This window comes from Serinicoccus hydrothermalis, assembly GCF_001685415.1.
Classification (GTDB): domain Bacteria; phylum Actinomycetota; class Actinomycetes; order Actinomycetales; family Dermatophilaceae; genus Ornithinicoccus; species Ornithinicoccus hydrothermalis.
The window spans coordinates 1,632,612-1,659,403 of sequence record NZ_CP014989.1; the positions used below are offsets into that span (position 1 = coordinate 1,632,612).

At 74.3% G+C, this 26,792-nt stretch carries 22 protein-coding genes; 7 read left to right on the forward strand and 15 right to left on the reverse strand.

The window, feature by feature from the left end:
• Positions 1-61: 61 nt before the first annotated feature.
• The 3 genes from SGUI_RS07525 to SGUI_RS07535 all read right to left on the reverse strand — a co-directional run bounded on the left by SGUI_RS07525 (position 62) and on the right by SGUI_RS07535 (position 5,976).
• Complete coding sequence (locus SGUI_RS07525; RefSeq protein ID WP_066638290.1) at positions 62-5,185, reverse strand: cell wall-binding repeat-containing protein; 5,124 nt, start codon at positions 5,183-5,185, stop codon at positions 62-64.
• Entirely contained in the window at positions 5,158-5,391 is a 234-nt protein-coding gene (locus SGUI_RS17650) for a hypothetical protein (protein WP_191090964.1), read from the reverse strand. The genes SGUI_RS07525 and SGUI_RS17650 overlap by 28 nt, the downstream gene beginning before the upstream one ends.
• Before the next feature lie 63 nt (positions 5,392-5,454).
• Positions 5,455-5,976 (reverse strand): winged helix-turn-helix domain-containing protein, encoded by a 522-nt coding sequence (locus tag SGUI_RS07535; RefSeq protein WP_083190561.1) that lies wholly within the window; start codon positions 5,974-5,976, stop codon positions 5,455-5,457.
• Positions 5,977-6,144: 168 nt separating this feature from the next.
• Between SGUI_RS07535 and SGUI_RS07540 the strand changes: the two genes are divergently transcribed.
• A complete protein-coding gene (locus SGUI_RS07540) occupies positions 6,145-7,350 on the forward strand; it encodes a trans-sulfuration enzyme family protein (protein WP_066638301.1) in 1,206 nt (401 codons plus the stop codon).
• A 27-nt stretch (positions 7,351-7,377) separates the two neighbouring features.
• Here SGUI_RS07540 and topA read toward each other — a convergent pair whose 3' ends face one another.
• Positions 7,378-10,080, reverse strand: coding sequence for a type I DNA topoisomerase (gene topA, locus SGUI_RS07545; protein ID WP_066638302.1), 2,703 nt, complete (start codon positions 10,078-10,080; stop codon positions 7,378-7,380).
• A gap of 140 nt (positions 10,081-10,220) precedes the next feature.
• Between topA and SGUI_RS07550 the strand changes: the two genes are divergently transcribed.
• Positions 10,221-10,967 (forward strand): hypothetical protein, encoded by a 747-nt coding sequence (locus SGUI_RS07550; RefSeq protein WP_066638303.1) that lies wholly within the window; start codon positions 10,221-10,223, stop codon positions 10,965-10,967.
• A gap of 6 nt (positions 10,968-10,973) precedes the next feature.
• Here the strand turns inward: SGUI_RS07550 and SGUI_RS07555 are convergent, their stop codons facing one another.
• Together SGUI_RS07555 and SGUI_RS07560 are read right to left on the reverse strand one after the other, a co-directional pair.
• On the reverse strand, positions 10,974-12,377 hold the full coding sequence (locus SGUI_RS07555) for a DUF7059 domain-containing protein (RefSeq protein WP_237141473.1): 1,404 nt from the start codon (positions 12,375-12,377) through the stop codon (positions 10,974-10,976).
• 101 nt (positions 12,378-12,478) lie between these two features.
• Positions 12,479-14,788, reverse strand: a complete 2,310-nt coding sequence (locus SGUI_RS07560; RefSeq protein WP_066638305.1) for a sodium-translocating pyrophosphatase — start codon at positions 14,786-14,788, stop codon at positions 12,479-12,481.
• Positions 14,789-14,952: 164 nt separating this feature from the next.
• Here SGUI_RS07560 and SGUI_RS07565 point away from each other — a divergent pair, with 164 nt between their 5' ends.
• From SGUI_RS07565 to SGUI_RS07580, 3 genes are all read left to right on the forward strand, one after another.
• A complete protein-coding gene (locus SGUI_RS07565; RefSeq protein ID WP_066638308.1) occupies positions 14,953-17,286 on the forward strand; it encodes a DEAD/DEAH box helicase in 2,334 nt (777 codons plus the stop codon).
• Positions 17,287-17,388: 102 nt separating this feature from the next.
• Positions 17,389-17,835 (forward strand): hypothetical protein, encoded by a 447-nt coding sequence (locus SGUI_RS07570; protein ID WP_066638311.1) that lies wholly within the window; start codon positions 17,389-17,391, stop codon positions 17,833-17,835.
• A 923-nt stretch (positions 17,836-18,758) separates the two neighbouring features.
• Entirely contained in the window at positions 18,759-19,127 is a 369-nt protein-coding gene (locus tag SGUI_RS07580) for a hypothetical protein (RefSeq protein WP_066638315.1), read from the forward strand.
• Here the strand turns inward: SGUI_RS07580 and SGUI_RS17060 are convergent.
• From SGUI_RS17060 to SGUI_RS07610, 7 genes are all read right to left on the reverse strand, one after another.
• Positions 19,048-19,491 carry an Rv3654c family TadE-like protein gene (locus tag SGUI_RS17060; protein WP_191090965.1) on the reverse strand — a complete coding sequence of 148 codons (444 nt, stop codon included), beginning with the start codon at positions 19,489-19,491 and terminating at the stop codon, positions 19,048-19,050. The genes SGUI_RS07580 and SGUI_RS17060 overlap by 80 nt on opposite strands.
• Positions 19,488-19,853, reverse strand: coding sequence for a TadE family type IV pilus minor pilin (locus SGUI_RS07585; RefSeq protein WP_237141474.1), 366 nt, complete (start codon positions 19,851-19,853; stop codon positions 19,488-19,490). The genes SGUI_RS17060 and SGUI_RS07585 overlap by 4 nt, the downstream gene beginning before the upstream one ends.
• Positions 19,850-20,053, reverse strand: coding sequence for a DUF4244 domain-containing protein (locus SGUI_RS07590; RefSeq protein ID WP_066638327.1), 204 nt, complete (start codon positions 20,051-20,053; stop codon positions 19,850-19,852). Before SGUI_RS07590 ends, SGUI_RS07585 begins: the two co-directional genes overlap by 4 nt.
• A 78-nt stretch (positions 20,054-20,131) precedes the next feature.
• A complete protein-coding gene (locus SGUI_RS07595) occupies positions 20,132-20,710 on the reverse strand; it encodes a type II secretion system F family protein (RefSeq protein ID WP_066638330.1) in 579 nt (192 codons plus the stop codon).
• Positions 20,707-21,486, reverse strand: coding sequence for a type II secretion system F family protein (locus tag SGUI_RS07600; protein WP_157621770.1), 780 nt, complete (start codon positions 21,484-21,486; stop codon positions 20,707-20,709). The genes SGUI_RS07595 and SGUI_RS07600 overlap by 4 nt, the downstream gene beginning before the upstream one ends.
• Positions 21,483-22,538: a TadA family conjugal transfer-associated ATPase gene (locus tag SGUI_RS07605; protein WP_066638334.1), complete on the reverse strand. Its 1,056-nt coding sequence runs from the start codon at positions 22,536-22,538 to the stop codon at positions 21,483-21,485. The genes SGUI_RS07600 and SGUI_RS07605 overlap by 4 nt, the downstream gene beginning before the upstream one ends.
• Positions 22,539-22,916: 378 nt before the next feature.
• A complete protein-coding gene (locus SGUI_RS07610; RefSeq protein WP_066638336.1) occupies positions 22,917-23,831 on the reverse strand; it encodes a Fic family protein in 915 nt (304 codons plus the stop codon).
• Positions 23,832-24,163: 332 nt separating this feature from the next.
• On the opposite strand from SGUI_RS07610, the gene SGUI_RS07615 reads away from it, so the two are divergent.
• Positions 24,164-24,628, forward strand: coding sequence for a phage holin family protein (locus tag SGUI_RS07615; protein WP_066638338.1), 465 nt, complete (start codon positions 24,164-24,166; stop codon positions 24,626-24,628).
• A gap of 1 nt (position 24,629) precedes the next feature.
• On the opposite strand, the gene SGUI_RS07620 is transcribed toward SGUI_RS07615, so the two are convergent.
• Both SGUI_RS07620 and nth read right to left on the reverse strand, forming a co-directional pair.
• The gene (locus SGUI_RS07620) at positions 24,630-25,301 is read right to left on the reverse strand and encodes an NUDIX hydrolase (RefSeq protein ID WP_066638340.1); all 672 of its coding nucleotides are present in this window, start codon (positions 25,299-25,301) and stop codon (positions 24,630-24,632) included.
• Positions 25,298-25,954 carry an endonuclease III gene (nth, locus tag SGUI_RS07625; RefSeq protein WP_083190832.1) on the reverse strand — a complete coding sequence of 219 codons (657 nt, stop codon included), beginning with the start codon at positions 25,952-25,954 and terminating at the stop codon, positions 25,298-25,300. The genes SGUI_RS07620 and nth overlap by 4 nt, the downstream gene beginning before the upstream one ends.
• Before the next feature lie 160 nt (positions 25,955-26,114).
• Here nth and SGUI_RS07630 point away from each other — a divergent pair, with 160 nt between their 5' ends.
• Positions 26,115-26,792 (forward strand): Crp/Fnr family transcriptional regulator, encoded by a 678-nt coding sequence (locus SGUI_RS07630; protein ID WP_066638345.1) that lies wholly within the window; start codon positions 26,115-26,117, stop codon positions 26,790-26,792.

Here is a 26,792-nt window from a genome sequence, read left to right on the forward strand (position 1 = left end):
CCACCGCAGATGGCGCAGCCCGGCCGGTCACGGGAGAACGGCCGGGCTGCGGGTCGGTGGGTCACTCCAGGGTCCGCAGCTCCTCCAGGACCGTCTCGGCCACGGCGGTCTCACCGCCGAGGACGCTGATGAGGCCGGGCTCGAGCCGCTCCAGCGCGGTCCAGGTCGCCGAGGGCACCGAGTCCTGCCGCACGAGCAGCAGCGGTGCGTCCTGCGCGCCGGCCGCGGCAGCGCCGGCGAGCGCGTCCGGCCAGTCCTGGCCGCTGGCGACGTAGACGTCCCCCGCGGTGGGGTAGTCCTCGGCGAGGAGGGCGGCCGTGCCGTAGCGGTCACCACCGGAGATCCGGTCCACCTCGCCGAACTCCTCCAGCGCGGTCTCGACGCCGTCCTCGACGACGCCGGTGCCGCCGAGCAGCACGATCTGCTCCACGCCGAGGTCGCGCAGCGCCTGCCGGGTGCTGGACGGCACCGAGTCCGGCCGGACCAGGAGCACCGGGGCGTCGACCGCTCCGGCCCGCGCCGCGCCCGCGAGCGCGTCGGGGTAGTCGCGCCCGGTGGCCACGTAGGCCGTGCCGGACGAGCCGAGCTCCGCCGCGACGAGGGCCGCGGTGGCATACCGGTCGCGTCCCGCCAGCCGCCGCACCGGGGCCTCGGCGGCCTCGGCCGCCTCCTCCACCACGTCGTCCTGGACGGCGCCGTCGCCACCGAGGACGACCAGCTCACCGGGGTTGAGCCGCTCCAGCTCGGCCGCGGTGACCGCGGGCAGCTGGTCGGGCTTGGTCAGCAGGACCGGGACCTCGGCGCTCCCGGCCCAGGCCGCGCCGGCCAGGGCGTCGGGGTAGTCGGCGCCGGTGGCGAGCAGCACCGTCGCGATCCCCGGCTCGTAGGCCTGGGAGAGCTCGACGGCGGTGCCGTAGCGGTGCTCGCCGGCCACCCGGACCACCTCGGGGTGGATCGGGCCGGGGTCGGTGTCGCAGTCCTCGTGCAGGAGCACGAAGTCCTCCTCCACCACCTGGCCCCGGACGGGGTCCACCAGCGCCGACTCCGGCAGGTGCTCCACCGCGGAGGCGATGAGCTCCAGCTCGCCGACCCTCGTGTCGATCCAGCGGGCATACCGTCCCTCGTCGTCGGTGACCCAGCGCCACCTCGGGCCCTCGCCCCGCGTCGGTGAGGCGTCGACGGTCGCGCCGGCCAGCGGGTCGGTGGTGCCGGCGCAGTCGTCCCCGGCCACCAGACCGGTGAGCTTGCCCCACGTGGCCGGCGGGAGCACGGTCATCTCGACCTCGCTGGTCGGCGCCGTGCCGGGCATACCACCCTCCGCCGAGACCCCGGCGGTGTAGAGCCCGGGCTGCGCCACGTCACCGGTGGTCGTGACCTGCACCGTAGCCGACTCACCGGGCGCCAGGGACAGCTCGGTCTCGCTCAGCGAGAGCCACGGCACGTCGACCGGGCCGTCACCGCACAGGTCGTAGCCGGGCAGGAGCTCGACGACGTCGCTGAAGCCGGCGTCACCCTCCCCGCCGATCCGGACGAACCCGCAGGCGCCCGCGCCGCGGAAGCTCGGTTCGTTGGGGTTGGGCAGGTCCGACCAGGCGTCCGCAGCCGGGTCGTAGGCGACGGCCTCGTTGCTGATCGCGCCGTCCAGGAGCCCGCCGGTGACGATGAGCTGGTCGTTCGCCCCGGCGTAGGCCGCGCCCCAGGCGTCGCTCGGCGCGTCGGCGACCTGCGTCCAACTGTCCGCCGCCGGGTCGTAGGCGTAGGCCTCGGTGGTCGAGGTGCCGCCGTCGCCCACACCACCGGCGCAGACGACCCGTCCGTCGACGCCGGCGCAGGACGGGAAGGCCACCGTCCGGGGGTAGTCGGCGAGCGTCGTCCAGGTGTCGGTGGCCGGGTCGTAGGCCGCGGTGACCGCGCTCGTGGGGTCGCAGTCGCCCGTGGTGCAGCCGCCGACGGAGTAGAGCAACCCGTCCAGCGTCGCCTGGCCGGCCCACGCGACGGACACAGGGGCGTCCGAGACCTGGGTCCAGGCGTCGTCCTGCGGTGCGTAGACGTAGGTCTCGGCCCGGGCCGACCCGTTGCTGTCCCAGCCTCCGGCCGCCACGATCTGCCCGTCGACGGTCCCGGCCGTGGGAGCCATGAGCGGCTCCGGCAGCTCGGCGCCCTCGACCCACTCCATCGCCGCGGGGTCGTAGCGGTAGTGGGCCGTCGTGGGCTCGATGCCGTCGAAACCGCCGAAGCTGTGCCAGGCCCCGTCGACCTCGACGACCCGGTTGTCCACGATCGTCGCGGGGACGGGCGTGAGCTCGGTCCACGGCTCCTCGTGCGGCTGCATGGTCGCCTCGCGCTCCGGGGCGTCGTCCGCGGTGAGGTATGCCCCGACCCGCGGCTCGACGTCGACGGTCCGCGTGGGGGCACCCGCCGCCGCGTCCTCGCCGGTCGCGGCGACCCGCCGGCCGTCGGCCCGCAGCAGCGTCGCGTCACCGCGCACCTCCTCCAGCGTGACGTCGGCCGGGCCGGTGCCGCTGTTGGTCACGGTCAGGTCCACGGTCTCGGAGTCCGCACCCAGCTCGACCTCGGTCCTGATGAGACCCGGGTCGAGCTCCAGCAGCCCGCCGTCGAGCACGAAGTCGGCGCGGACCGCACCGCCCTGCTCGACGTCGACGTCCTGCGTGGCCGCGCCGTAGCCCCGGGCCGTGGCCTCGAAGGGGTGCGCGCCGGACACGCTGCTGAAGAGCCAGTAGAAGCCGTCGTCCTGGCCCTCGTCCGCCGGGGTGTCCCGGCTGGTGCCGCGGTCCTCCGGCACGTCCAGGCTGGTCACGGCGGCGCCGCTCACCGCGGAGCCGTCCGCCGAGGCGGACACCGAGCCCACGACATACCCGCCGTCACCGGTCGGGTCGCAGCTGCGGGAGCCGACGACGATGTCGTCCACCTGCCAGAAGTACGCCCACACGGCCTCGTGGTAGTGCCATCGGAGCCGCACGTCCACCTCGCCCTGCGCCATCGGGAGCGGCACCCTCACCTCGACATCCTCCTGCGGGGTCGTCCAGGTCGACACCGTCGTCCAGCTCTCGCCGCCGTCGGTGCTGACGTCGAGGTCGGCGATGTCACCCAGCGGGATGTAGGCCTGCGCGAAGCTGACGCTCGGGTTGTCCAGGGCGCTGAAGTCCATCACCGGCGACACCAGGGAGGTGTCCTGCTGCCCGTCGGGACCGTAGGCGTCGGAGTTGACGTAGGCGAAGGCGCCCTCGCCGCCGGTGAGGTTGCCGATGCCGGCGCCGTCCTCGTCCACGGCCCAGACCTGGCCGTTGTCCAGGTTGTCCTCGATCTCCCACCCGTCGGGCAGCACCCCGGCGTCGAAGCTCTCCGCGAGGACGACGCTGTCGGTGGCGGTGTAGCCGGGTGCCGTGCACGAGTCGGGCAGCACCGTGGGCGAGAGGTCGACCACCGTGTCGGCCTCGACCAGCACCTCCTCCTCGAGCACCTGGTAGCCGGGGTACTGGACCACGGCCTCCAGGCGCACCTGCTCGCCGACCGGGACCTCGAGGGCATACCCGCCGTCGAGGGGGTCGGTGAAGGTGGCGAGCGACTGCCCGGCCACCGACACCTGGGCGTAGAGCGGGAAGCCCGCGCCCGAGCCGTCGGTGACGGTGCCGCTGACCGTGGCCCTCTGCGCGGCCTCGAGGGCGAAGTCCTGGGTGGCCGTCCCGTCCTCGGACACGGTGACGTCGGCGGACTGCTCCAGCCAGCCGAAGCGGGAGGCGGTCAGCGTGTAGTCCCCCGCGCTGACGAGGGCCCGGTAGGCGCCCTCACCGTCGGTGGAGAGCATCCGCTCCACCGGCCCGGCGACCTCCACGTCGACGCCGGCCAGCGGCTCGCCGGTCGCGGCGTCGGTGACCGTCCCCTCGACGACACCGACCGGCCCGCGGGGGGCGGCGTCGAGCAGCGCCAGGGCGTCGAGCCTTCCCTCGCCAAAGACGTTGTTGTCCTCGTCGGTGCCGCCGCACTGGTCGTCCGGGTTGTCCGTCGCGGTCCCGTCGAGCAGTCCCACGGTCGCCTCGACGTCGCCCACGAGCTGCGGGGAGCTCGCCCAGAGCAGGGCGATCGCCCCGGCCACGTGCGGCGAGGCCATCGAGGTGCCGGAGTAGGAGGCGTAGCCGTTGCCGGGCACCGAGGAGCGCACGGCCGTGCCGGGTGCCGAGATGTTGGGCTTGGTCTCGCCGTCCTGACCGGCCCCGCGGCTGGACGTCGGGTTGATCTCGTGCGCCGCGTCGTAGTTGCCGACGGAGTAGTTGATGATGCGGCTCCCGGGTGATCCCGAGCTCTCGCAGCCCGGCCCGATGTTGCCGTTGGCCCACACCCCGAACTGGCCCGCCGCGGCCCAGGCGAGGGAGACGTCCTCCATGAAGGGGTCGTCGGAGGGCGACGTCGTGCCCCAGGAGTTGTTGATGACGTGCGGGCGCATCGCCGGGTCGGGGTCCGAGCCGTCGGTCCGGGTCGGGGCCAGCATCCACTCCCCCGAGCTGATGAGCGCCTCGTCGGTGGGGCAGCAGCCGTTGGCGGAGATCCAGCGCGCACCCGGGGCCACGCCGATCTGGTTGTCGCCGCCGTCGTCACCGACCATCGTGCCGGTGACGTGGGACCCGTGGCCCTCGAGGTCCACCGGCTCGTCCGGGGACACCCCCGCCGCGTCGAACCAGTTGTAGTCGTGGTCGAAGGTCCCGTCCCCGTTGTTGCCGCGGTATGCCCCCACCAGCGCCGGGTGGTCGAACTGCGCCCCGGTGTCGATCGAGCCGACGACGATCCCCTCCCCGGTCACGCCGTACTCGGCCCAGACGTCGTCGGCGTTGATGTCGGCGACGCCCCACTCCACCGCTGCCGGCGCGGGGAGGTCGGCGGGCGCGGGCTCCACCTCGGGCAGCTCGTAGGACACCGTCGGGTAGATCCCCTCGACCTCGCGCTCCCCGGCGAGCTCCAGGGCCAGGTCCTGCGAGCCACCGGTGACGTGGACCGCGTTGGTGATCCAGTGGGACTCGTAGGTGGCGCCCGCCTCGTCGAGCCGCCGGAGCACGTCCTGCTGGCTGGCCTGCGCGGTGCTGGTCAGGGCGTCGTAGACCCCTTGGCCGCGGGCGTCCCAGTCACGGACGTCCTGGAACGGGCTCAGGTCGGCCCGCTCCCCCAGCCGCACCCAGAAGTCGACCCGCTCTCCTCCTGCTCGAACTCCTGGGCCAGCGCCTGCTCGATCTTGTCCTGCGCGTCCGGCGCCGGAGCCGCCTGCACCGGGGAGGCGACGAGCGCGCCGCTGAGCAGCAACCCCGTCCCGCCGATCCCCGCGACCACCCTGCGCCATACCCCTGCACCCATGTCGTCCGCCTCCCGGTCAGCACCGCTCACCCCTGTGGGTGGTGCTGAGACTAGGGAGGGTCGCGGGCGGCGACAACGGGCGGAGCGGGGCAGTTATGGGGCAATCGGCTCGGGAGAGCGCCCCTGGTCGGCGACCGTGCAGACCGCCTGGAAGCCGGCCCCGCGGACGGTCCGGATCTCCAGGGGCATACCGGCCAGGGCCAGCTTGCGGCGCAGGCGCTTGATGACCGAGCGCACCTGGGCCCCGTCGCCGACGTAGCCGGTCGCCCAGACGTCCCGGGTCAGCTCGGCGATCGACCAGACGTGCCGGCGGTCCGAGCTGAGCAGACCCAGGGTCTCGAACTCCAGGGGCGTGAGCCGCAGGACGCGCCCGCCCCACACCACGGTGCGGTGCTCGGCGTCGAGGTCGACGCCCATCCCCATCCCCGGTGACGGGTATGCCGCGCCCCCCGCACCGGAGCGCAGCAGCTCCCCGGCGTTCTCGCGGGAGGTGGCCAGCACGACCGCCACGTCGCCGGGCAGGCTCGCGAGCAGCCGCTCGCGCTCGCGCCGGGTCGCCGCGACGACGACCACCATCGGCCGATCCGCCGTCGACCTCCGGGATGAGACCGTCATCCGCTTCCCCTCCGCCGATCGAACCTGACTCTAGGGGCACTTCGGCTCGCCCCGCCAGACCTGCGGTCGACGACCCCGTCCTACGCAGTTATCCCCGCACTTAGGCCATCATGACGTAGATTCAGCGTCGTTCTTGATTTGAGTGCGCAGATTCTGCATCCTGGGTCCATGAACCCGCAGCACCCCGAGCTCGACACCCGCGCCGTGCACGCTGGCCGCGCCGACCTCACCGCCCTCGGCGTGCACGTGCCCCCGATCGACCTGTCCAGCACCTACCCGCTGCCGGACGTCGAGAGTGGCGGCGAGGCCTACGACCAGATGGCCGGCGGGGGCCGGCGGCTCGAGGGCCAGTCGGCGGTCTACCAGCGGCTCTGGAGCCCCGGGGTGGCGCGCTTCGAGGAGGCGCTGGCCGAGCTCGAGGGGGGCGAGGCCGGCATCGCCTTCGCCTCTGGCATGGCGACCCTGAGCGCGGTCCTGCTCGCCTGCGTCGGTGCCGGGACCCCGCACGTCGTCGCGGTCCGCCCGCTCTACGGCGGCTCGGACCACCTGCTGGCCACGGGTCTGCTCGGCACGCGCGTCACGTGGGCGGACGCGGGCGGGGTGGCTGCCGCGATCGAGCCGGACACCGGGCTGGTCGTCGTCGAGACGCCGGCCAACCCGACCCTCGACCTCGTGGACCTGCAGGATGTCGTGGCCGCCGCCGGCGACGTGCCCGTGCTGGTGGACAACACCTTCGCGACGCCGGTGCTGCAGCGCCCGCTCGAGCTCGGTGCCACGCTGGTCCTGCACTCGGTGACGAAGTTCCTCGCCGGGCACGGCGACGTGCTGGCCGGTGCCGTCGTCACCTCCGAGGCCTGGGCGCAGCGCATCCGCCCGGTGCGCGCCGTGACCGGCGCCGTCCTCCACCCCCTGTCCGCCTACCTCGCGCACCGGGGCCTGCAGACCCTGCCCCTGCGGGTGCGGGCCCAGCAGGAGGGCGCCCAGGTCCTCGTCCGGTGGCTGCGGGGGCATCCGGGCGTCGAGCAGGTCTTCTACCCCGGCTCCGACGGCGACCCGACCCGGCTGATCGGCCGTCAGATGGCCGGTCCCGGCGCGGTGCTGGCCTTCGACCTCGGCAGCTACGAGGCGGCCGCCGCGGTGGCGGGCTCCTGCCAACTCATCACGCACGCGGTCTCCCTCGGCGGGGTGGACTCGCTCGTCCAGCACCCGGCCGCCCTCACCCACCGCCCGGTGGCCGACGAGGCCAAGCCGGGCGCCGGCATACTCCGGCTGTCCGTGGGGCTGGAGGCGCCCGAGGACCTCATCGCGGACCTGGACCAGGCGCTGCTCGAGGCGCGCCTGGCCCCGCGCGAGATGGAGACGGCCTCCCGCTGACCGGTCCGGGGGCGGGTGCGCCCGCCCTCAGGACTTCTTCGCCGGGGCCTTCTTCTTCGCCGGTGCCTTGCGGGTGGTCTTCTTGCGCGTGGTCGGTCCCTTGGAGCGCTTCTCGGCGATGAGCTCGAAGGCCCGCTCCTCGGTGAGCGTCTCGGGGTCGTCGCCCCGGCGCAGCGTCGCGTTGGTCTCCCCGTCGGTGACGTAGGGCCCGAACCGGCCGTCCTTGACGACGACCTTCTTCTTCGACACCGGGTCCTCGCCGAACTCGGCCAGCGGCGGCTTGGCGGCGCCACGGCCGCGCTGCTTGGGCTGGGCGTAGATCGCCAGCGCCTCGTCCAGCGTGATGTCGAAGATCTGCGCCTCGGTCTCCAGCGACCGGCTGTCGGTGCCCTTCTTGAGGTAGGGGCCGTAGCGGCCGTTCTGCGCGGTGATGTCGACACCCTCCGCGTCCTGGCCGACCACGCGGGGCAGCGACAGCAGCCGCAGCGCCTGGTCCAGCTCGATGGTCCCGAGGTCCATGCCCTGGAAGAGGGAGCCGGTGCGCGGCTTGACCTTGGCCTTCTTCTTCGTGCCCTTCCCGCCGCCGTCGCTCTCCTCGCCCTCGATGACCTCGGTGACGTAGGGGCCGTACCGGCCGTTCTTCGCGATGATCTCGCGCCCGGTCTCGGGGTCGGTGCCGAGCACGCGGCCGTCGTCGGCCGCGGCGGCGAGCAGCTCCTCGGCCTTGGCCGCGGTCATCTCGTCCGGCGCGATCTCGTCGGGCACGGTGGCGCGGCGCGGGCTCTCGCCGTCCTCGCCGGGCAGCTCGACGTAGGGGCCGTAGCGCCCGACCCGCACGACGGTGCCGTCGCTCGTGGTGACGGCCGAGATCGCGCGGGCGTCGATCTCGCCGAGGTCGGCCACGAGGTCCCGCAGGCCCTCGGTGGAGGTCGCCTGGTCACCGAAGTAGAAGCGCTGCAGCCAGGCCACGCGCTGCTCCTCGCCGTGGGCGATGCGGTCCAGGTCGGTCTCCATCGAGGCGGTGAAGTCGTAGTCCACCAGCCGCGGGAAGTGCTGCTCCAGCAGCTGGGTCACCGCGAAGGCGAGCCACGTCGGGACCAGCGCCGAGCCCCGGCTGTGCACGTAGCCACGGTCCTGGATGGTGCCGACGGTCGCGGCATACGTGGACGGGCGGCCGATGCCGCGCTCCTCCAGCGCCTTGACCAGGGTCGCCTCGGTGTAGCGCGCCGGCGGGCTGGTCTGGTGGCCCTGCGCCTCGGCGCGCAGCGTCTCCAGCGACACCCCCTCGCTGAGCTTCGGCAGCCGCATCCCCATGGCGCTGTCCTCGCCGTAGCGGCTCTCGTCCCGGCCCTCCTCGTAGGCCGCGAGGAACCCGCGGAAGGTGATGACCGTCCCGGACGCGGAGAACTCGGCGCTGGAGTATGCCGTCCCGCCCGCCCGGGTGCCCTCCGGCAGCGTCGCGGTGAGCTTGACGCTGGCGGTGGAGCCCTTGGCGTCGGCCATCTGGGAGGCGACGGTGCGCTTCCAGATCAGCTCGTAGAGGGCATACTCGCCGCCGCGGATCTCCCCGGCCACCTGCGCGGGCGTGCGGAAGGAGTCGCCCGCGGGGCGGATCGCCTCGTGCGCCTCCTGCGCGTTCTTGGACTTCTTGCCGTAGACGCGCGGGGTCTCCGGCACGAAGTCGGCGCCGTACATGTCCCGCGCCTGGCTGCGGGCAGCGCTCACGGCCTGGCTCGACAGGTTCGTCGAGTCGGTGCGCATGTAGGTGATGTAGCCGTTCTCGTAAAGGCGCTGCGCCGTGCGCATCGTGCTCTGGCTGTTCATCCGCAGCTTGCGCGAGGCCTCCTGCTGCAGCGTGGAGGTCGTGAAGGGCGCGGAGGGGCGACGGGTGTAGGGCTTCTCCGAGACCTCCCGCACGACGACGTCCGCCTCACGGGTGCCCTGGGCGATGGCCTCGGCCGCGGCCGCGTCGAGCTGCACGGCGTTCTTGGTCCGCAGCGTCCCGTCGTCGGCGAAGTCCCGGCCGCTGGCGACCTTGGACCCGTCGACCCCGGTGAGCTTGGCCTCGAAGCCCTGCCCGCTGTTGCCGCCCGGCGCGAACTCGCCCTCGACGTCCCAGTAGGACGCGACCTTGAAGGCCATCCGCTCGCGCTCCCGCTCGACGACGAGCCGGGTCGCGACCGACTGCACGCGCCCGGCGGACAGCCCCTGCTTGACCTTGCGCCACAGCACCGGCGAGACCTCGTAGCCGTAGAGCCGGTCGAGGATGCGCCGGCTCTCCTGGGCGTCGACGAGGTCGGTGTCCAGCTCGCGGGTGTCGGCGACGGCGCGCTGGATCGCCTCCTTGGTGATCTCGTGGAAGACCATGCGACGGACCGGCACCTTGGGCTTGAGCACCTCCATGAGGTGCCAGGCGATGGCCTCGCCCTCGCGGTCCTCGTCGGTCGCGAGGAAGAGCTCGTCGGCGTCCTTGAGCGCCCGCTTGAGCTCGGTGACCTTCTTCTTCTTGTCGCCGTCCACCACGTAGTAGGGGTCGAAGCCGTCGTCGACGGCGATGGCGAACTTGCCGTAGGGCCCCTTCTTCATGTCGGCGGGGAGCTCGGAGGGGTTCGGCAGGTCGCGGATGTGACCGACGCTCGCGTCCACCCGGAAGTCCTTGCCGAGGTACTCGCCGATCTTCTGCGCCTTCGCCGGCGACTCGACGATGACCAGCTTGCTGCCTGTTGCCACGCGTGCGCTCCTTCGCCCCGTGTGCCGCGGATTCGTCGCGACGCCCGACACGGGGACCTCGGGCAGCACCGTAACGCATGCACGGCCAACGGCTACGCTGACTTCTCATGACGGGTCGCGGCTCGAGGCGGAGGACAGGTATGCACGGTGCACGGCGGCTGCGCCCCGGCGCTGCGGCACTGGCGGTCGCGGCGGTGCTGCTCACCGGGTGCGACGGCGAGGACGGCGGGCAGGACACGCCCGACGGCGGGGCGAGCACCCAGGGCGAGCAGGAGGGTGCTCAGGGGTCGGGGTCCGAGGACCAGACCGACGACGCCGCCGAGGGTGAGGCCTCCGGCGAGAGCGAGGAGGAGGCCGAGCCGGCACCGCCGCCCACGGAGCCGGCCGACATCCAGCCCGCGGCCGGGGACCGCAGCGTCAGCGAGGACGGCGGGACGATCACCGTGCAGGGCGACAGCGCCGCCTTCGTGACGCCCAGCGGCAACATCGCCTGCGTGCTCAACGGCCCGAGCGCCACCTGTCAGCTGCTGGACAAGACCTACGACGCCAACGCCGAGCACCTCGTCGACGACAGCCTCGGGGACTGCGACATCGCCTCGGCCGACGCGATGGTGCTCACCGACGCCGGCGGGGTCTGGACCTGCCCGCCCGAGCCGCTGGCCCCCGCCGCCGGTGCCGTCGCCGGCGGGTGGTGGGCCGACGAGGTGGGCGCGCCGACCACCGGCGTGGAGGACACCGACGCCGCGGTGCTGGAGTACGGCCGGACGCTCGCCGTCGAGGGCGCCTCCTGCCAGTCCAGCGAGGACGGGGTGACCTGCCGCAGCTCCGAGCTGGGCCGGCAGTTCTTCATCGCCCGCTCCGCCTACCGCTTCGGCCAGGCGCGCTGATCTCCCTCAGCGCAGCAGGCCGTCCCTGACCAGGTCGCGCAGGGTCGGCAGCACCGCGGTGTGGATCGTGCCGGGCTCCTGCTCGGTGAGCACCGCGAGACCAGCACACAGCTGTCGGGCGGTCAGCTCCCCGTCGCACGCGCCGACCAGCCCGGCCCCGAGCGTGTCCAGCCGCACGGTCCGGCGCAGGCCGCCGCCCTGCCGCACCTGGATGACCTGCGGGTCGACTCCTCCGGGCACCCCGACGCGCTCCTCGGTGACGTCCGGCGCCACCTGCCAGGGGGTGTCGAGCAGGGTGTCGTCGTCGTGCTCGGCCAGCCAGGTGCGCGCCGCCAGCCCGGCGAGGACGGCGGGCCCCATGGGGCTCGCGACCGGGGTGCGCACGTCCGTGAGGTCGGTCCACGGCTCCCGCCCGGTGAGCGGCCGCTGCACCGTGACGACGCCGAAGCCGAGCCGGTCCACGCCGCGCTCGGCGAAGTCGTCGAGCCACGCGGCATACAGCGCGTCGAACTCCGGGGTGCCGGGCTGGTGGCCGCCGTCCCGGATCCACGTCTCGGCGTAGTCGGCGACGTCCTGCTCCTCGCGCTGCACGACCCAGGCGTCCAGCCCGGCGCCCTCGAACCACGCCGCGACGCGGTCGGTCCACCCCTCGCCCGGGCCCAGCTCCCAGTTGGCGAGGAGCTGGCCGATCCCGCCGGGCCGCAGATGCGCCGCCAGGTCACGGACGAGCCCGGCGACGAGCGCGTCACCGGCCCGTCCACCGTCGCGGTACTCGTAGAGCGGCACCCCCGGACGTCGCGGCGTGACGACGAAGGGCGGGTTGCTCACCACGAGGTCGAACTGCTCGCCCGCGACCGGCTCGAGCAGGCTGCCGCGGCGCAGGTCAGCGTCGATCCCGTTGAGCGCCAGGGTGAAGCGCGCGAACTCCAGGGCCCGCGCGGAGGTGTCGGTCGCGACGAGGTATGCCGCGTGCCCCGCCAGGTGCAGCACCTGCACGCCGCTGCCGGTCCCGACGTCGAGGGCCCGCTCCACGCGCGGTCGCGGGGTCCAGCTCGCCAGGGTGGTGGAGGCACCGCCGATCCCGAGCACGTGGTCGACCGGCAGCGGACCGCCGGTGGCCATCTCGGAGCGGTCCGAGACGACCCACCACCGGTCCTCGTCGGTGGCGTACGGCCGCAGGTCGCAGGCGGCGACGAGCCCGTGCTCGTCCTCGACGGCCAGCCGAAGGTCGACGAGCCCGCCCGAGCCGGTCCGCGGCAGCGCCCGGTCCACCTCCGGCGCCGGGACCGCGCGCCCGAGGGCGAACAGCCGGCAGAGCACCGCGACCGGCTCCTGCGAGCCCTCCGTGGCGCGCAGGGCGGGGAGCGGCTGCTCCCGGTGCAGCGCGGCCACGGCCACCGGCCCGAGCACCTGCGCGAGCCGGTCGACGGTGTAGTCGACCTCCTCGAGGTCGGCCCGCAGCCCGGCGAGCCCGGCCGCGTGCTCGGGCCCGGACGCCGGCGGCGGGAGGCTCAGCTCTCCACCGCGGTCGCGGGCTCGCTGTCGCCGATGGCGATGTCGCGGCGCTTGGACACCACGACCGCCGCCACGATGACCGCGAAGGCCGCGAGCGCGATGCCCCACCGGATGGCGGCGTTGGCGCCGTCGCCGTAGGTGAGGCCGATGATCGCGGGGGCGATGAGGAGGGCGACGAGGTTCATCACCTTGATGAGCGGGTTGATCGCGGGGCCGGCGGTGTCCTTGAACGGGTCGCCGACGGTGTCGCCGATGACGGTCGCCTCGTGGGCCGAGGTGCCCTTGCCGCCGAAGTTGCCGTCCTCGACGATCTTCTTCGCGTTGTCCCACGCCCCGCCGGCGTTGGCGAGGAAGACCGCCATGAGCACCCCGGTGCCGATCGCGCCGGCCAGGTAGCCGGCCAGGGCGCCGACGCCGAGGCCGAAGCCGACCGCGATCGGGGCGAAGACGGCGAGCAGGCCGGGGGTGGCCAGCTCACGCAGCGAGTCGCGCGTGCAGATGTCGACGACCCGGGCATACTCCGGCTTCTCGCTGTAGTCCATGATCCCGGGCTTCTCGCGGAACTGCCGGCGCACCTCGAAGACGATGGCGCCCGCCGCGCGGGTGACGGCGTTGATCGCCAGGCCGGAGAAGAGGAAGACGACGGCGCCGCCGATGAGCACGCCGACGAGGGCGCGCGGGTCGAAGACGAGGAAGGACTGGAGCACCTCGCCGCTCGCGTCACCGGCGGTCTCCAGCGCCTGGAGGATCGCGTCGAGGTAGGACCCGAAGAGCGCGGTCGCGGCGAGCACGGCGGTCGCGATCGCGATGCCCTTCGTGATCGCCTTGGTCGTGTTGCCGACGGCGTCCAGCTCGGTGAGGATCTGCGCCGCCTCACCGTCGACGTCGCCGGACATCTCCGCGATGCCCTGGGCGTTGTCGGAGACCGGGCCGAAGGTGTCCATCGCCACGATGACGCCGACCGTCGTGAGGAGACCGCAGCCGGCGAGCGCCACGAAGAAGAGGGACACGATGAGCGAGCCGCCGCCGAGGGTGAAGATCGCGAAGATCGCGGCGGCGATCGTCACCGCGGTGTAGACCGCGGACTCCAGACCCACGCCGATGCCGGAGAGCACGACGGTGGCCGGCCCGGTGAGCGAGGTGCGCGCCACGTCGTTGGTGGGCTTGGTCTCGGTGCCGGTGAAGTAGCCGGTCAGCCAGAGGATGAAGGCGGCCAGCACGATGCCGATGACCACCGAGACGGCACCGCCCACGGCGGCGTTGATCTGCTCGCCGCCCCCGGCGCCGTCCTGGAGCGCGAAGCCCGCGGTGACCTCGAGCGAGCTCGGCAGGAAGAGGAAGGCGGCGATCACCGAGGCCACGGCGGCGATGGCGGCCGAGATGTAGAAGCTGCGGTTGATGGCCTGGAGGCCGTTCTCGCCCGCCCGGGCCTTGGTGATGAAGACGCCGATGATGGCGGTGATGACACCGATGGCCGGGACGACGAGCGGGAAGGTGAGCCCGCCCTGGTCGCCGAGCGCCGCGGTGCCGAGGATGAGCGCCGCGACGAGGGTGACGGCATATGACTCGAAGAGGTCGGCCGCCATGCCGGCGCAGTCACCGACGTTGTCGCCCACGTTGTCGGCGATCGTCGCCGCGTTGCGCGGGTCGTCCTCGGGGATGCCCGCCTCGACCTTGCCGACGAGGTCGGCGCCGACGTCGGCGGCCTTGGTGAAGATGCCGCCGCCGACGCGCATGAACATCGCGAGCAGCGCGGCGCCGAAGCCGAAGCCCTCGAGCACCTTGGCGGCGTCACCCTGGTAGACGAGGACGACCACGGCGGCGCCGAGCAGGCCGAGGCCGACCGTGGCCATCCCGACGGTGCCGCCGGTGCGGAAGGCGATCCGCATGCCGTCGTCCCGGCCGGTGGTGCGGGCCGCCTCGGCGACCCGCATGTTGGCGGCGGTCGCGAGGTTCATGCCCAGCCAGCCGATGGAGGCGGAGAAGACGGCGCCGAAGAGGAAGGCGGCCGAGCGGCCGATGCGGATCATCATGTCGTCCGCCGGCAGCGCCAGCAGGAGCACGAAGGCGACGACGGCGAAGACGGCCAGGGTGCGGAACTGCCGCCCCAGGTAGGCCGAGGCGCCCTCCTGGACCGCGCCGCCGATCTCCTGCATCGAGCCGGAGCCGGGCGAGGCGGCCAGCACCTCCTTGCGGAACATGAAGCCCATGACGAGGGCGACGAGGGCGATGCACAGCACCACGATGACGATCGAGGTGTCGGCACCCGAGAGCGAGACATCGCTCACGGCGGCGACTGGGGACATGTGTGCCTCCTGGGCTGGCCCGCACCGTTGCGGGCGACGGCGCGGGCGAGCCCGCGGGACATCGTTCGGATGGGGTCACTGTAGTGATCTGGGACACGCAGTCCTAGTACCCGCCCCGTCGGGCGGCGGGTGGGTCGGTGCCCCGGCGTAGCGTGGACGTCGAGATGGACGACGCTCAGCAGACGGGCCTCGACCCGCGGGCCACCCTGGACCACCTGTCCCGCGGTGCGCGCGCGGACCGGCTGGTGCACGTCCGCACGGTGGCGGCCCGCGAGGGTCGGACGGTGCCCTGGCCGACGTGGTGCGCGCCCCCGGTCACCGCGGCGCTCCACGGCGAGGGCATCCAGGTGCTGTGGGAGCACCAGGCCACCGTCGCCGAGCTCGCCCGCGCCGGCCGGCACGTGGTCGTCGCCACGGGGACGGCCTCGGGCAAGTCCCTGGGCTACCTGCTCCCGGTGCTCACCGCCCTGTGCGAGGGCACGGAGGCGGTGACCGGGCGCGGTGCGACCGCGCTCTACCTGGCCCCGACCAAGGCGCTCGGCGCGGACCAGGAAGCGCGGCTGCACGCGCTCGCCGTGCCGGGCATACGGGTGGCCCGGCTCGACGGCGACACCCCGACCGAGGAGCGGCGGTGGATCCGGGAGCACGCCCACTACGTCCTGACCAACCCCGACCTGGTGCACCACACCCTGCTCCCCGGCCATGAGCGGTGGTCCGCCTTCCTCCGGGCGCTGCGGTATGTCGTCGTCGACGAGTGCCACGTCTACCGCGGGGTCTTCGGTGCCCACGTCTCGGCGGTGCTCCGCCGGCTGCTGCGCGTCGCGGCGCGCTACGGCTCCACCCCCACCGTCATCCTCGCGTCGGCGACCGTCGCCCGGCCCGAGGAGCTGGCGGGCGCCCTCGTCGGCCAGGAGGTCGCCGCCGTGACCCAGGACGCCTCGCCGCGGCACGAGAGCGTCGTCGCGCTGTGGCAGCCCGGGGAGACCGAGGACGGCCGGCGGCGGGGCACCGTGACCGAGGCGGCCGACCTCCTCACCGACCTCGTGGACGCCGGGGTGCAGACCGTGGCCTTCGCGCGATCCCGCGTCGGGGTGGAGCACGTCGCCGCCCGCGCCCGCGAGGCGCTGGAGGCCCGGCACGCGCGACCCACCACCTCGCCGGTGCCGCAGGTCGCCGGCTACCGCGGGGGCTACCTGCCGGAGGAGCGCCGCGCCCTGGAGTCCTCCCTGCGCGACCGGTCCGTCATGGGTCTGGCCGCGACCAGCGCCCTGGAGCTCGGCATCGACATCGCCGGGCTGGACGCCGTGGTCATCGCCGGGTGGCCGGGCACCCGCGCCTCCTTCTGGCAGCAGGTCGGGCGGGCGGGGCGCCGCGGCGCCGCCTCCCTGGCGGTGCTCGTGGCCGCCGACGACCCGCTGGACTCCTACCTCCTGAGCCACCCGGACCTCGTCTTCGACGAGCCGGTGGAGAACTGCGTGCTCGACCCGGAGAACCCCTACGTCCTCGGCCCGCACCTCGCCGCCGCCGCGGCCGAGCTGCCCCTGACCCTGGAGGACGAGCGCTGGTTCGGCCCCGGGCTGGCCGGCCTGGCCGAGCAGCTGGTCGTCGGGGGGATCCTGCGGTCCCGGCCCACGGGCTGGTACTGGGCTCGGCCCGAGCGGGCCACCGACCACGTGGCCCTGCGCGGGGCGGGCCAGACCGTACAGATCGTCGACCGCTCCAGCGGCCGGGTGCTCGGCACGGTCGACGAGGCGCGAGCGCTGGGCACCGTCCACGAGGGCGCGGTCTACGTGCACCAGGGCGAGCCCTACGTCGTCACCGAGCTGGACCTCGACGGCGCGGTCGCCCTCGTCGCCGCGGGCGACCCCGGGTGGACCACCCGGGCGCGCAGCGAGAGCAGCTTCGCCATCCGGGAGACCCTGGACGTGCAGCCCTGGGGGTCGGCCACCCTCGCCTCGGGGCGGGTCGAGGTCACCACCCAGGTCACCTCCTTCCAGCGGGTGCTGCCGGACGGCACCGTCATCGGCACCCATCCCCTCGACCTGCCGTCCCGGACCCTGTCGACCCGGGCCGTGTGGTGGACCCTGCCGGTGGAGGAGCTGGCCCTCGCCGGGGTCGCGGAGCAGGACGTCCCGGGCGCGCTGCACGCCGCGGAGCACGCCTCGATCGGCATGCTGCCGCTGCTGGCGACGTGCGACCGGTGGGACATCGGCGGCGTCTCGACCCCCTCGCACCCGGACACCGGACTGCCCACCGTCATGGTCTACGACGGCTACCCCGGGGGTGCCGGCTTCAGCAGCCGGGCCTACGCCGAGGCCGCCCACTGGCTGGCGGCGACCCGCGACCTCGTCCGGTCCTGCCGCTGCCGGGATGGGTGCCCGGCGTGCGTGCAGTCACCGAAGTGCGGCAACGGCAACGAGCCGCTGGACAAGGCGGGGGCGGTGCTCGTGCTCGACCACCTGCTCAGCGAGCGGACCGTCGTCGTCCCGACCGGCTAGAGGACGCGCCGGGCGGGCTGACCTGCGATACTGTCGCGCCGTGGGGCAGGCATGTCAGCCCCTGCCCGGGGCGGCTCCGCCGCAGCTCACGAAAGGTCCGTCATGGTTGTCTTCGGCCTCATCCTCCTGCTCGTCGCGCTCGCCATCGTGATCTACATGTGGCTCGCCACCGCGGGCATGGACCCCATCGCCATCACCTACGGCTTCCTCAACGTCGAGATCACCCCGATCTGGCTCTTCATCGTGGGTGGCATCACCCTGGCCGCGGCGACGTGCGGGCTCTGGCTCCTCGCGGTCGGCACCCGCTCGAAGGCACGCCGGGCCAAGGAGGTCCGCCAGCTGCGTCGCCAGGCGACGGACTCCGACCGGCGCACGGAGCGCGAGCGGGACGCCGCACAGCTCGGCAAGGGCAGCACGTCCGGGTCGGGCACCGCGCCACGGGGCACCGGGTCCTCCGGCTCGGGCGAGGGTCCCATCCTCCCGCGCCCGGCATCCGACCGTCGTCCCGGGAGCACCACGGGCAGTGGGGGCACCACCGGCACCTCCTGACGGGAGCGGCGGGACTCGACCCCCCTGCGGTCGAGCCCCGGCACACCGATGTCGCCCCGCCGCAAGATCGAGGTGCCTCCCCGCTGTCCCGTGCACCAGGAGACCTCACCCCGCACAGGTGAGGACAACCTGACTTCTCACCTGAGCGGACGGATGCCAGGGCAGCTGCTCGCAACGGTGAAACTCGCCGGTCTGCCCGCAGCCCGTGACGGCGAGGACGGAGGGGGGCGAGGTCGGTCCCGACCTGCGCCAGCGACGCCGATAACGGTGAAACTTCACCGGTGAGCGCAGACGCTTCGCTCGGGTGGGCAGCACCATGGGCGCAGGACCGCCGCAGAAGGGGGAGTCGATGTCGGGGAGGCGAGGGCCGTCCACGAGGAGCGTGGTGCACGCGAGCCCGTTCGACGCCGCGCTGCGCACCGCCCTGGCCGACAGCGGGCTCACCCTGGAGCGGGTGCGCGAGCGGCTGCGTCGCCGCGGGCTGTCGGTGAGCCTGTCGACGCTCAGCCACTGGCAGACCGGGCGCAGCCAGCCCGAGCGGGGGACCTCGCTCCAGGCGGTCCGGGAGATCGAACGCATGGCGGGGCTCGCGCCCGGCAGCCTCATCTCGCTCCTGGGACCGAACCGGCCGCGGGGCCGGTGGAGCCACCCCGGCGCGGCGGCCCTGGTGGCCGCGGTCGACCGGTCGGTGTCCAGCGAGCTGAGCGCGACGCTGGAGCCGCTGATCCAGCGGTCGGCCGGGGTGCTGACGACGAGGATGATCCACGAGACCGCCCACCTCGACGCCGAGGGTCGGCTCCGATCCGTCCGGACCAGGCTGGTCGTCGAGGCGGCCAGCGGCTTCCCCGATCGGTACATCGCCGTCTACGTGGGCTACGAGGGATCCTCCTCCGGCCTGCTCGGTACACACCGCGGGGTGCCGGGTGGGCCGGGTCCGTCGGCACGGGACCGCGCCGATCATCGCCGCCGAGATGCTCTTCAGCGCGCCGTTGCTCCCGGGTCAGCACCACGTGCTGGAGTACGAGACCTCCGACCGCGGTCGCTCCACGACACCCCGCTACGCGCGGTTCGTCCCCAAGGGGACCTCCTCGGCCGTGCTCTCAGCGGTCTTCCACCCTTCCCGGGTGCCCGCCCGGTGCTTCGGGAGGTTCGGGGACGAGGAGCAGCGCGAGGTGAGCCTCGGCGCGGACCTCGCGGCGCACCTGCTCAGCCTCAGGCAGGGCGCGGCACCGCTCGAGCTCTCCTGGGAGTGGGGCGAGGCGGCACAGCCCCGGCGCGCGCCCGTGCGGTGACGGTCCACGGCGTGGGCGGCACCGGCGTGCGCACGGTCACGACGACGTCCGGCCAGGTCCGACCACCGGCCTGCTCGGCCGCGCAGCTCTGCAGACGCGAGTGGTGACGGGCCGCGACCTCACCGGCGGTGGTGCAGGCCTGCGCCGTGCCCGCTCCCTGGACCGCGGCGCCGGCGGCCGCCAGGGACGCGAGGTCGGCGGCGGTGCGTGCCTGCTGCCCGGCCACGAGCACCGCGACCAGGCCGAGGGCCAGCACCAGCACGCTCACCAGGCCGGCGACCACCCCGACGGCCAGCAGGCTGGCCGAGCCGGCCTCCCGGTCCAGCCGGCGCAGCCGCCCCAGCCGGTCCGGTCGGCGTGTCACGGCGCCGCTCCCGGCTCCCACAGGGCACGGGCCGAGGCTCGGGCCGCAGGGAGCCCCGGCAGCCAGCGGGCACGGGCGGGAGCGCCGACCTGCACGGTCGCGCCCTGCGCGTCACCGCTGATGCTGATGCGCGCGCCCTCCGGTGCGCGTGAGGCGGCCAGCTGCTCCACGACAGCGGTCTCCTCGCCGCGGGATGCGGCGCGCGCCGCAACGCGCGCCGCATCCTCGCACCGCACCTGGTCCACCCCGAGGGCGAGCGCGGTCAGGCAGATCGCGAGCACCAGCACGACCGAGGGGATGGTCAGCGCCAGCTCGGCGCTGACCATCCCGCGCTCCGTGGACCGGTGCCCGCGACGGCTCACAGCGACACCGAGAGCGCGGTGGTGATCACCGAGGTGACGACCCCCTTGATCGCGCCGGACTTGAGGATGGCGAGCAGCACGGCGGCGAAGGCGCAGGCCGCGATGGTGCCCACGGCATACTCCGCCGTGGTCATCCCTGCCTCCCCGCGACGCCGCAGGTCCTGCAACATCCCGCGCAGCCGGATGGTGGTGTTCTTCATGGTCCCCTCCTTGTGGGTTGGTGCGCCTCCGGGTACGGAAGCGCTCGTGTCGGCCGTCCGTCGGCCGGTTCGTGGGCCTCACCAGGACAGGTCCCGGACGAGGGCGAGGACGAGCGGGGCCACCGTCGTCAGGACGAAGGCCGGCAGGAAGGCCAGCCCCAGGGGCAGGACGAGGCGGACGCCGAGCCGGGCGGTCGCCACCTCCGCGCGGGCCACGGACCCGCGCCGCAGGTCGGTGGCGGTCTGCCGCAGCGCCGGGCCCGGGGGCACACCCGCCAGGGCCGCGACCTCGATGGTCCGGCGCGCGGGCTCCCACCGCGCGCCCGCCCGGTCCCAGCTGGGTGCGGCGTCGACGCCGTCCAGCAGGTCGAGCCCCACGGCGTCGAGCTCGGCCCGCAGCGGCTCGTCCAGCTCGAGAGCGACGGTGCGGGCGGCCGTGCCGAGCGACACCCCGCCCTGGAGGGCGAGCGCCATCAGGTCGAGAGCCTCCGCCACGTCCGCGGAGCAGGGTCCCCGGCTGTGCGTGGCCGCCGGGCGGTCGGCGGGGGTCCAGCTCGCCCGCGGGGCTCGCACCCGGACGAGCGGGACCAGCGCCGCCGTCGTCGCGACGAGCAGGACGAGGAGCGAGGGATCCACGGCGGAGGTCGGCACGCTCATCGGACGTCCGCCATGACCTGCGCGACCAGTCGCCGGACGAGCAGCTGCCCGACCAGGAGAAGCACCGCCCCGGCGCCCAGGCAGAGCAGGGCCGGTGGTGTGCCGTAGAGCGCGACCGGCCCCACGCCCAGCACCGCCGAGAGGGCGACACCCGCCACGGGCAGCCAGGTCAGCACGGTGGCGGTGGCCCGCGCCCCGGCGCTCGCGGCCCCGACGGCACGCTCCAGCCGCTGCCGCTCCCGGGCCACGTGCGCGCTGACCCGTAGGGCGTCGGCGATCGGAGCCCCGCTCCGGGTGGCCACGGCCCAGCTGCGGGCGACTGCCGCCAGGGTGGGGCTCCCGGTGACGTGGCCGAGACGACCCCAGACCGGTGCCAGCTGCTGCCCCTCGCCGGCAGCGCGGGCCAGGGGCTGCCAGTCGGGTCCCTCCGCAGCATCAGCGTCCCCGGCCCGCTCCGGCACGGCGAGCGCGACCGCGCGTGCCACGGGCAGCCCTGCCTCGAGGGCGGCGGCGATCGTCCCCACTACTGCCAGCTCCAGCGTCGCGCTCCGCTCGGCACGGGCGGCCCGCCGTCCTGCCCGCGTCCGCCACCGGAGCACGCGGGAGCGGCCGGCGCCCGGGCTCCCCGTGCGGCGCGAGCGCCCGTCGGACTGCTCGGGTGCCGCGAGCGGCGAGGCATCTCTCGCGGCCGGGGGTGCGAGACCAACGAGCGCGGCCATCGCCGCCAGCACGGCCAGCAGGACGACCAGGACGGCGCTCGCAGGCACCGCGCTCACCACGGCAGCTCCCCCCGGTCCAGCCCGGTCCGGCGCACCAGGTGCTCGAGAGCAGGCCCGGGGCGCCAGGCCAGGGGGCCACCGGTCAGGGCGGGCACGGCCAGGACGCCGCCCGCGGGGTCCGGACGCAGCACAGCCACCTCGCGCAGGGCCCGCCGGCCCTGCGCGTCACGAGCCAGGTGCAGCACGACCTCGATCGCGCTGCCCACCTGGGCGCGGACAGCCGAGCGGGACATCTCGGCCAGCGCGCCGAGCGCCTCGAAGCGCGCCACGACGTCGCCGGCCGAGTTGGCGTGCACGGTGCCGCAGCCCCCTTCGTGGCCGGTGTTGAGCGCGGTCAGCAGCTCGCGCACCTCTGCCCCTCGCACCTCCCCGACCACGACCCGGTCGGGTCGCATGCGCAGGGACTGCCGGACCAGGCTGGTCATGGTGACCTCGCCGCGGCCCTCGACGTTGCGCGCCCGGCCCTGCAGGTGGACCACGTGGGGGTGGTCGATGCGCAGCTCCCGGACGTCCTCGACGACCACGATGCGGTGGCCCGGGTCGCACCGCGAGAGCATCGCCCCGAGCAGCGTGGTCTTGCCCGTCCCGGTGCCGCCGCCCACGACGAAGGAGACCGTGGATCCGATCACCGCGTCGAGGACCCTCCTGCCCAGGTCGTCCATCGTGCCCCAGGCCTGCAGGTCCTCCAGGGTCGGCACCCGGCGGCGCGGGACGCGCAGGCTGATGTGCGCCGTGCCCTCGACCAGCGGGGGCAGCACCGCGTGCAGGCGCACTCCGCCGGGCAGCAGGCCGTCGACCCAGGGGCTCGACTCGTCGAGGCGTTGTCCGGCCACGGCGGCGAGCCGGACGGCCAGCCGCCGCACGCTGCGCTCGTCGGCCAGCCGGACCCCGGCCCGGTCCACGCCGCTGCCGCGGTCGCACCACACGCTGTCCGGCCCGTTGACCAGGATGTCGGTCACCGCGCCGTCGGCGAGCAGCGCTGCCAGCGGGCCGAGGGCGGCCCGCAGGTCCGGCTCGGCCGGCGGCGACAGGCTCGGTGGTGAGGTCATGGCCCGACCGTGCCCTGCCCGGGACGGCCGCACCAGGGCTCACCCCGGATCTGTGGACGACCGGCCTCCGGGGCGCAGGGTGTGGACGCGCGGGACAGGACTCAGGACAGAACCCTGGCGATGCCATCGCTGCTGGTCGGAAAGGCCTGGGAAAAGGGGACGGCCCCGGCGGGGGGGAAGCCGGGGCCGTCGGTGTCCAGGATCAGGGGGGGATGACCCTGAACACCCGCGCTCAACTCTTGCGAGGAGCGCTGTTCCTCAAGTATGCCTCACCGGAGAACCCGATTGCAAGCTGTACCCGACACCTCGGGTGCTGGACATCTGCGCTGGTCGCCCGGCCTCCCGGCATACCCCCGGGGGGTTGGTGACGAAGCGGTCTCACCCCGACGGCGACGCCCCTCCGCGCGCGCCCGCCGGGTCGGGCGTCCCGAGGTGCCCGGCCCGGACCGCGTCGGCGATCCGCTCCCCCTCGGCGGCGGCCCGTGCCACGGACTCCGAGCAGTGGACGAGCCAGAGCCGGACCCCCTCCCGGTCACCGCTGGCGTAGGCGGCCAGGGCCCCGCGGTAGTCGGTCCCGGCCCGGTCGGCGTGCCCCGCCTCCGGCACCGCCACCCCGGTCGGGTCCACGCCGCACACGGTCAGCACGGAGCGCTCGAGCGCCCGGGCGACCAGTCCGTTGCCCGCGACGAAAGGCCGCGCCACGGCGATCTCGGCGTGCGCCACGGACGCGACGAGCAGCGCCGGCGACCGGCCGGCCACCGCCGACCCCAGCAGGGCGTGGACCGCTCCGAGCCGGGCGAGCGCCTCCTCGGCGGACGGCGCCGGACCGAGCACCTCCTCGCCGGTCGTCGGCTCCCCCGGCCGCCGCGGACGACCGAGCTGGTGCTCCGGGGACAGCCCGGCGGCCGCGGCCGTGTGCAGACCGGCGACGAGCTGGGCCGGGGCCCGCAGCTGCGCGACCGCCACGCCCTCCGTGCGGGCGGTGACTCGCGCGGCGGCCAGGACGGTGCGCCAGACCGGGTCGGACGCCCGGGAGGTCCAGCCCTCGGCCCCGCGCAGGAGGTCGCGCACCACGTCGACGCTCGCCTGCGAACCGGCCGGCTCGGCCCCCTCGAGGAGCGCCGTCGCGGTCGCCCCCCGCACGCGCGACTCGGCCGCCGCCTCCGGCGTCCGCCTCCGCAGCCCCTCGTGCCACCGCAGCCGCGTGCAGGCCTCCCGCGCGACCTCCATCGACTCCGCCACCCCGTCGAGCCGGGCGAGGCCCGAGACCGCGCTCTCTGCCGTGCCGCTCATCCGGCCACCCTACGACCCGGGCCGAGGTCGGGGCCGGGCCCGCCCGCCCTCACGCAAGCCCCTGTACCTGGCCATTTCTTTAACAAATCTTTGCCGAAAGTGGCCTTGAGCACGGTGGGCATCCTGGCAGACTGGACATATCGACAACAGGAGCCCCCTCCTCGGAGGGCGCGGCTCCGCCGGCTGTCACGGGACCGGTTCGTCGACATGGTGCCCGCTCGGCACTGAACAGGGGGTGCCGAGCGGGCACCATGGCTTTCCCCAGTGGCCTCGGGGCGGCAGCGAGTCCGCGCGTGCTGCGGCCCGGACCAGCACGGGATAGCATCCTCGGCATGGCAAATCCTGCGGAAACTGACTCCACAACGCTGACCGGCAGCACCGGCAAGCGTTCCCTCGGCGAGCTCGTGTCGGACGTCTCGCTGGACGTCTCGCAGATCGTGCGCGGCGAGGTCGAGCTGGCCAAGGCCGAGATCAAGCAGGACGTCGCCCACGCGGGCAAGGGCGCGGGGATGTTCGCCGGTGCCGGCGTGCTCGGTCTCTACGGCCTCGGGCTGCTCTGGCTCGGCCTGGCCGGGGTCATCGCGATCTGGCTGCCGTGGTGGGCGGGTCTGCTCATCATGGCCGGCTTCCTCTTCCTCGTCGCCGGGATCCTCGCGCTCATCGGCAAGGGCCAGGTGGGCAAGGTCCACGGCAAGCCGGACCGGGCGATCCGTGAGGGCAAGGAGACCGTGGACACGGTCAAGGCGGCCGCCCAGGGGCAGCAGCGCAGCGCCGCCATCGAGACCTCCCAGAGCTGACTCAGAGCCGCAGCTCCCGGGTGGGGGCATCCGGCCACGGCACGGTGAGCCCGCCCAGGTCCAGCACGCGGTCCAGCACGCCGGCGGTGAACCCCCACAGCAAAAGGCCGTCGACGTCCCACGCCGGCCCGACGAAGCCCGAGGGGTGGTGCACCCGGAACCGTCGCGCCGGGTCGACGAGGTCGCGCACCTCCGGTTGCAGCACGCGGGCGACCTCCCGCGGGTCCTTGGCCCAGAGCGTCTCCGGGGTGGGCTCCCGCCACCACGCGAGCACCGGGGTCACGTCGTAGCCGGAGACCGGGATGTGCAGCGTGGGCAGCAGCGCCAGCACGTCCACGGTCGCCGGGTCGAGCCCGACCTCCTCCCACGCCTCGCGCAGGGCGGTCGCCGCCGCGTCCCGGTCGCCCGGCTCGGTGCCGCCGCCGGGGAAGGCCGGCTGCCCCGCGTGCGAGCGCATGGTGTGCGCCCGCTCCGTGACGACCACCGTGCTCGCCTCCGGGTCGCCCGCCGTCCGCACGCCGGGCGCGAAGAGCACGAGCACCGCCGAGTGCCGCCGGCCCCCGTCGGGCGGCGGCAGGAACCGGCTGAACCGCTCGCCGGGGATCGTGGGCGCCCTCGTCGCCAGGTCGGTGAGCCAGCGCGGTGGCGGGGCATGCGCGGGGTCGACGCTCATGCGCGCGGACCGGTCCGCACGAGCTTGGCCGCGGCAGCCGCCTCCGTCGGCCCGGCGCCGTAGGACGGGCACTGGCGGGCCACCGGGCATACCCCGCAGGCGGGACGCCGGGAGTGGCAGATCCGCCGCCCGTGGAAGATCAGCACGTGCGAGAGCTGGGTCCAGTCCCGCCGCGGGAAGAGCTCGCCCACCTCGCGCTCGACCGCGACCGGGTCCTCCTCGTCGGTCCACCCGAAGCGTCGCACCAACCGCCCGAAGTGGGTGTCGACGGTGATGCCCGGCACGTCGAAGGCGTTGCCCAGCACGACGTTGGCCGTCTTGCGACCGACGCCGGGCAGGCTCACCAGGTCGGTCAGCCTGCCGGGGACCTCGCCGTCGAAGCGCTCGACCAGGGCCGCCCCCAGCTTGAGCAGCGACTGGGTCTTGGCCCGGAAGAAACCCGTGGGCTGGATGATCGCCTCGACGTCGTCGCGGTCCGCCTCGGCGAGCGCACGGGCGTCGGGGTAGCGCGCGAACAGGGTCGGCGTCACGCCGTTGACCCGGACGTCGGTCGTCTGCGCCGAGAGCACGGTCGCCACCAGCAGCTGGTAGGGGTCCTCGAAGTCGAGCTCGCAGCGGGCGTCGGGGTAGTGCTCGTCGAGCAGGCGCCACATCCGGCGGGCGCGCCGGGTCAGCGCCAGCCGGCTCTCCCCGGTCGGTGTCGCGTCCTCCAGCTGGGTCTGCCCGCTCTCCTCGCTCACCGGACAAGCCTAGAGGTGACCTCCGACACACCTGATCCGCCCATCCGCGCCCGCCTCGTGGCACCATGAACCGGTGGACCGGCACGTGGTGATGAAAGCCCCGCTGTTCGCCGCGCTCGACGCCGCGACGGCAGACCAGCTCATGGAGTCGATGAGCCCACGTCGCCTGGCCCGTGGCGACGTCGTCTTCCACGAGGGCGACCCGGGTGACTCGCTCTACGTCATCACCCGCGGGAAGGTGAAGCTGGCCCGGGCCGCCGCCGACGGCCGGGAGAGCCTGCTGTCGGTCCTGGGGCCGGGCGAGATGTTCGGCGAGCTCAGCCTCTTCGACCCGGGCCCGCGGCTGACCACCGCCCACGTCGTCTCCGACACCGAGTTCATCTCGCTCGGCAACGACTCGCTGCGCTCCTTCCTGGAGCAGCACCCCGAGGTCGCCATGCAGATGCTCGCCGGGCTCGCGCACCGGTTGCGCAAGACCAACGAGGGCTTGTCGGACCTCGTCTTCACCGATGTCCCCGGTCGGGTGGCCAAGGCGCTGCTCGACCTGTCCGACCGCTTCGGGCGCCGCTCGGAGGCCGGTCTGGTGGTCGCCCACGACCTCACCCAGGAGGAGCTGGCCCAGCTGGTCGGCGCGAGCCGGGAGACGGTCAACAAGGCGCTGGCGGACTTCGCCCAGCGCGGGTGGGTGACCCTGGGCGCGAAGTCGGTCACCCTCATCGACGCCGAGCGGCTGCGCCGCCGCGCCCGCTGA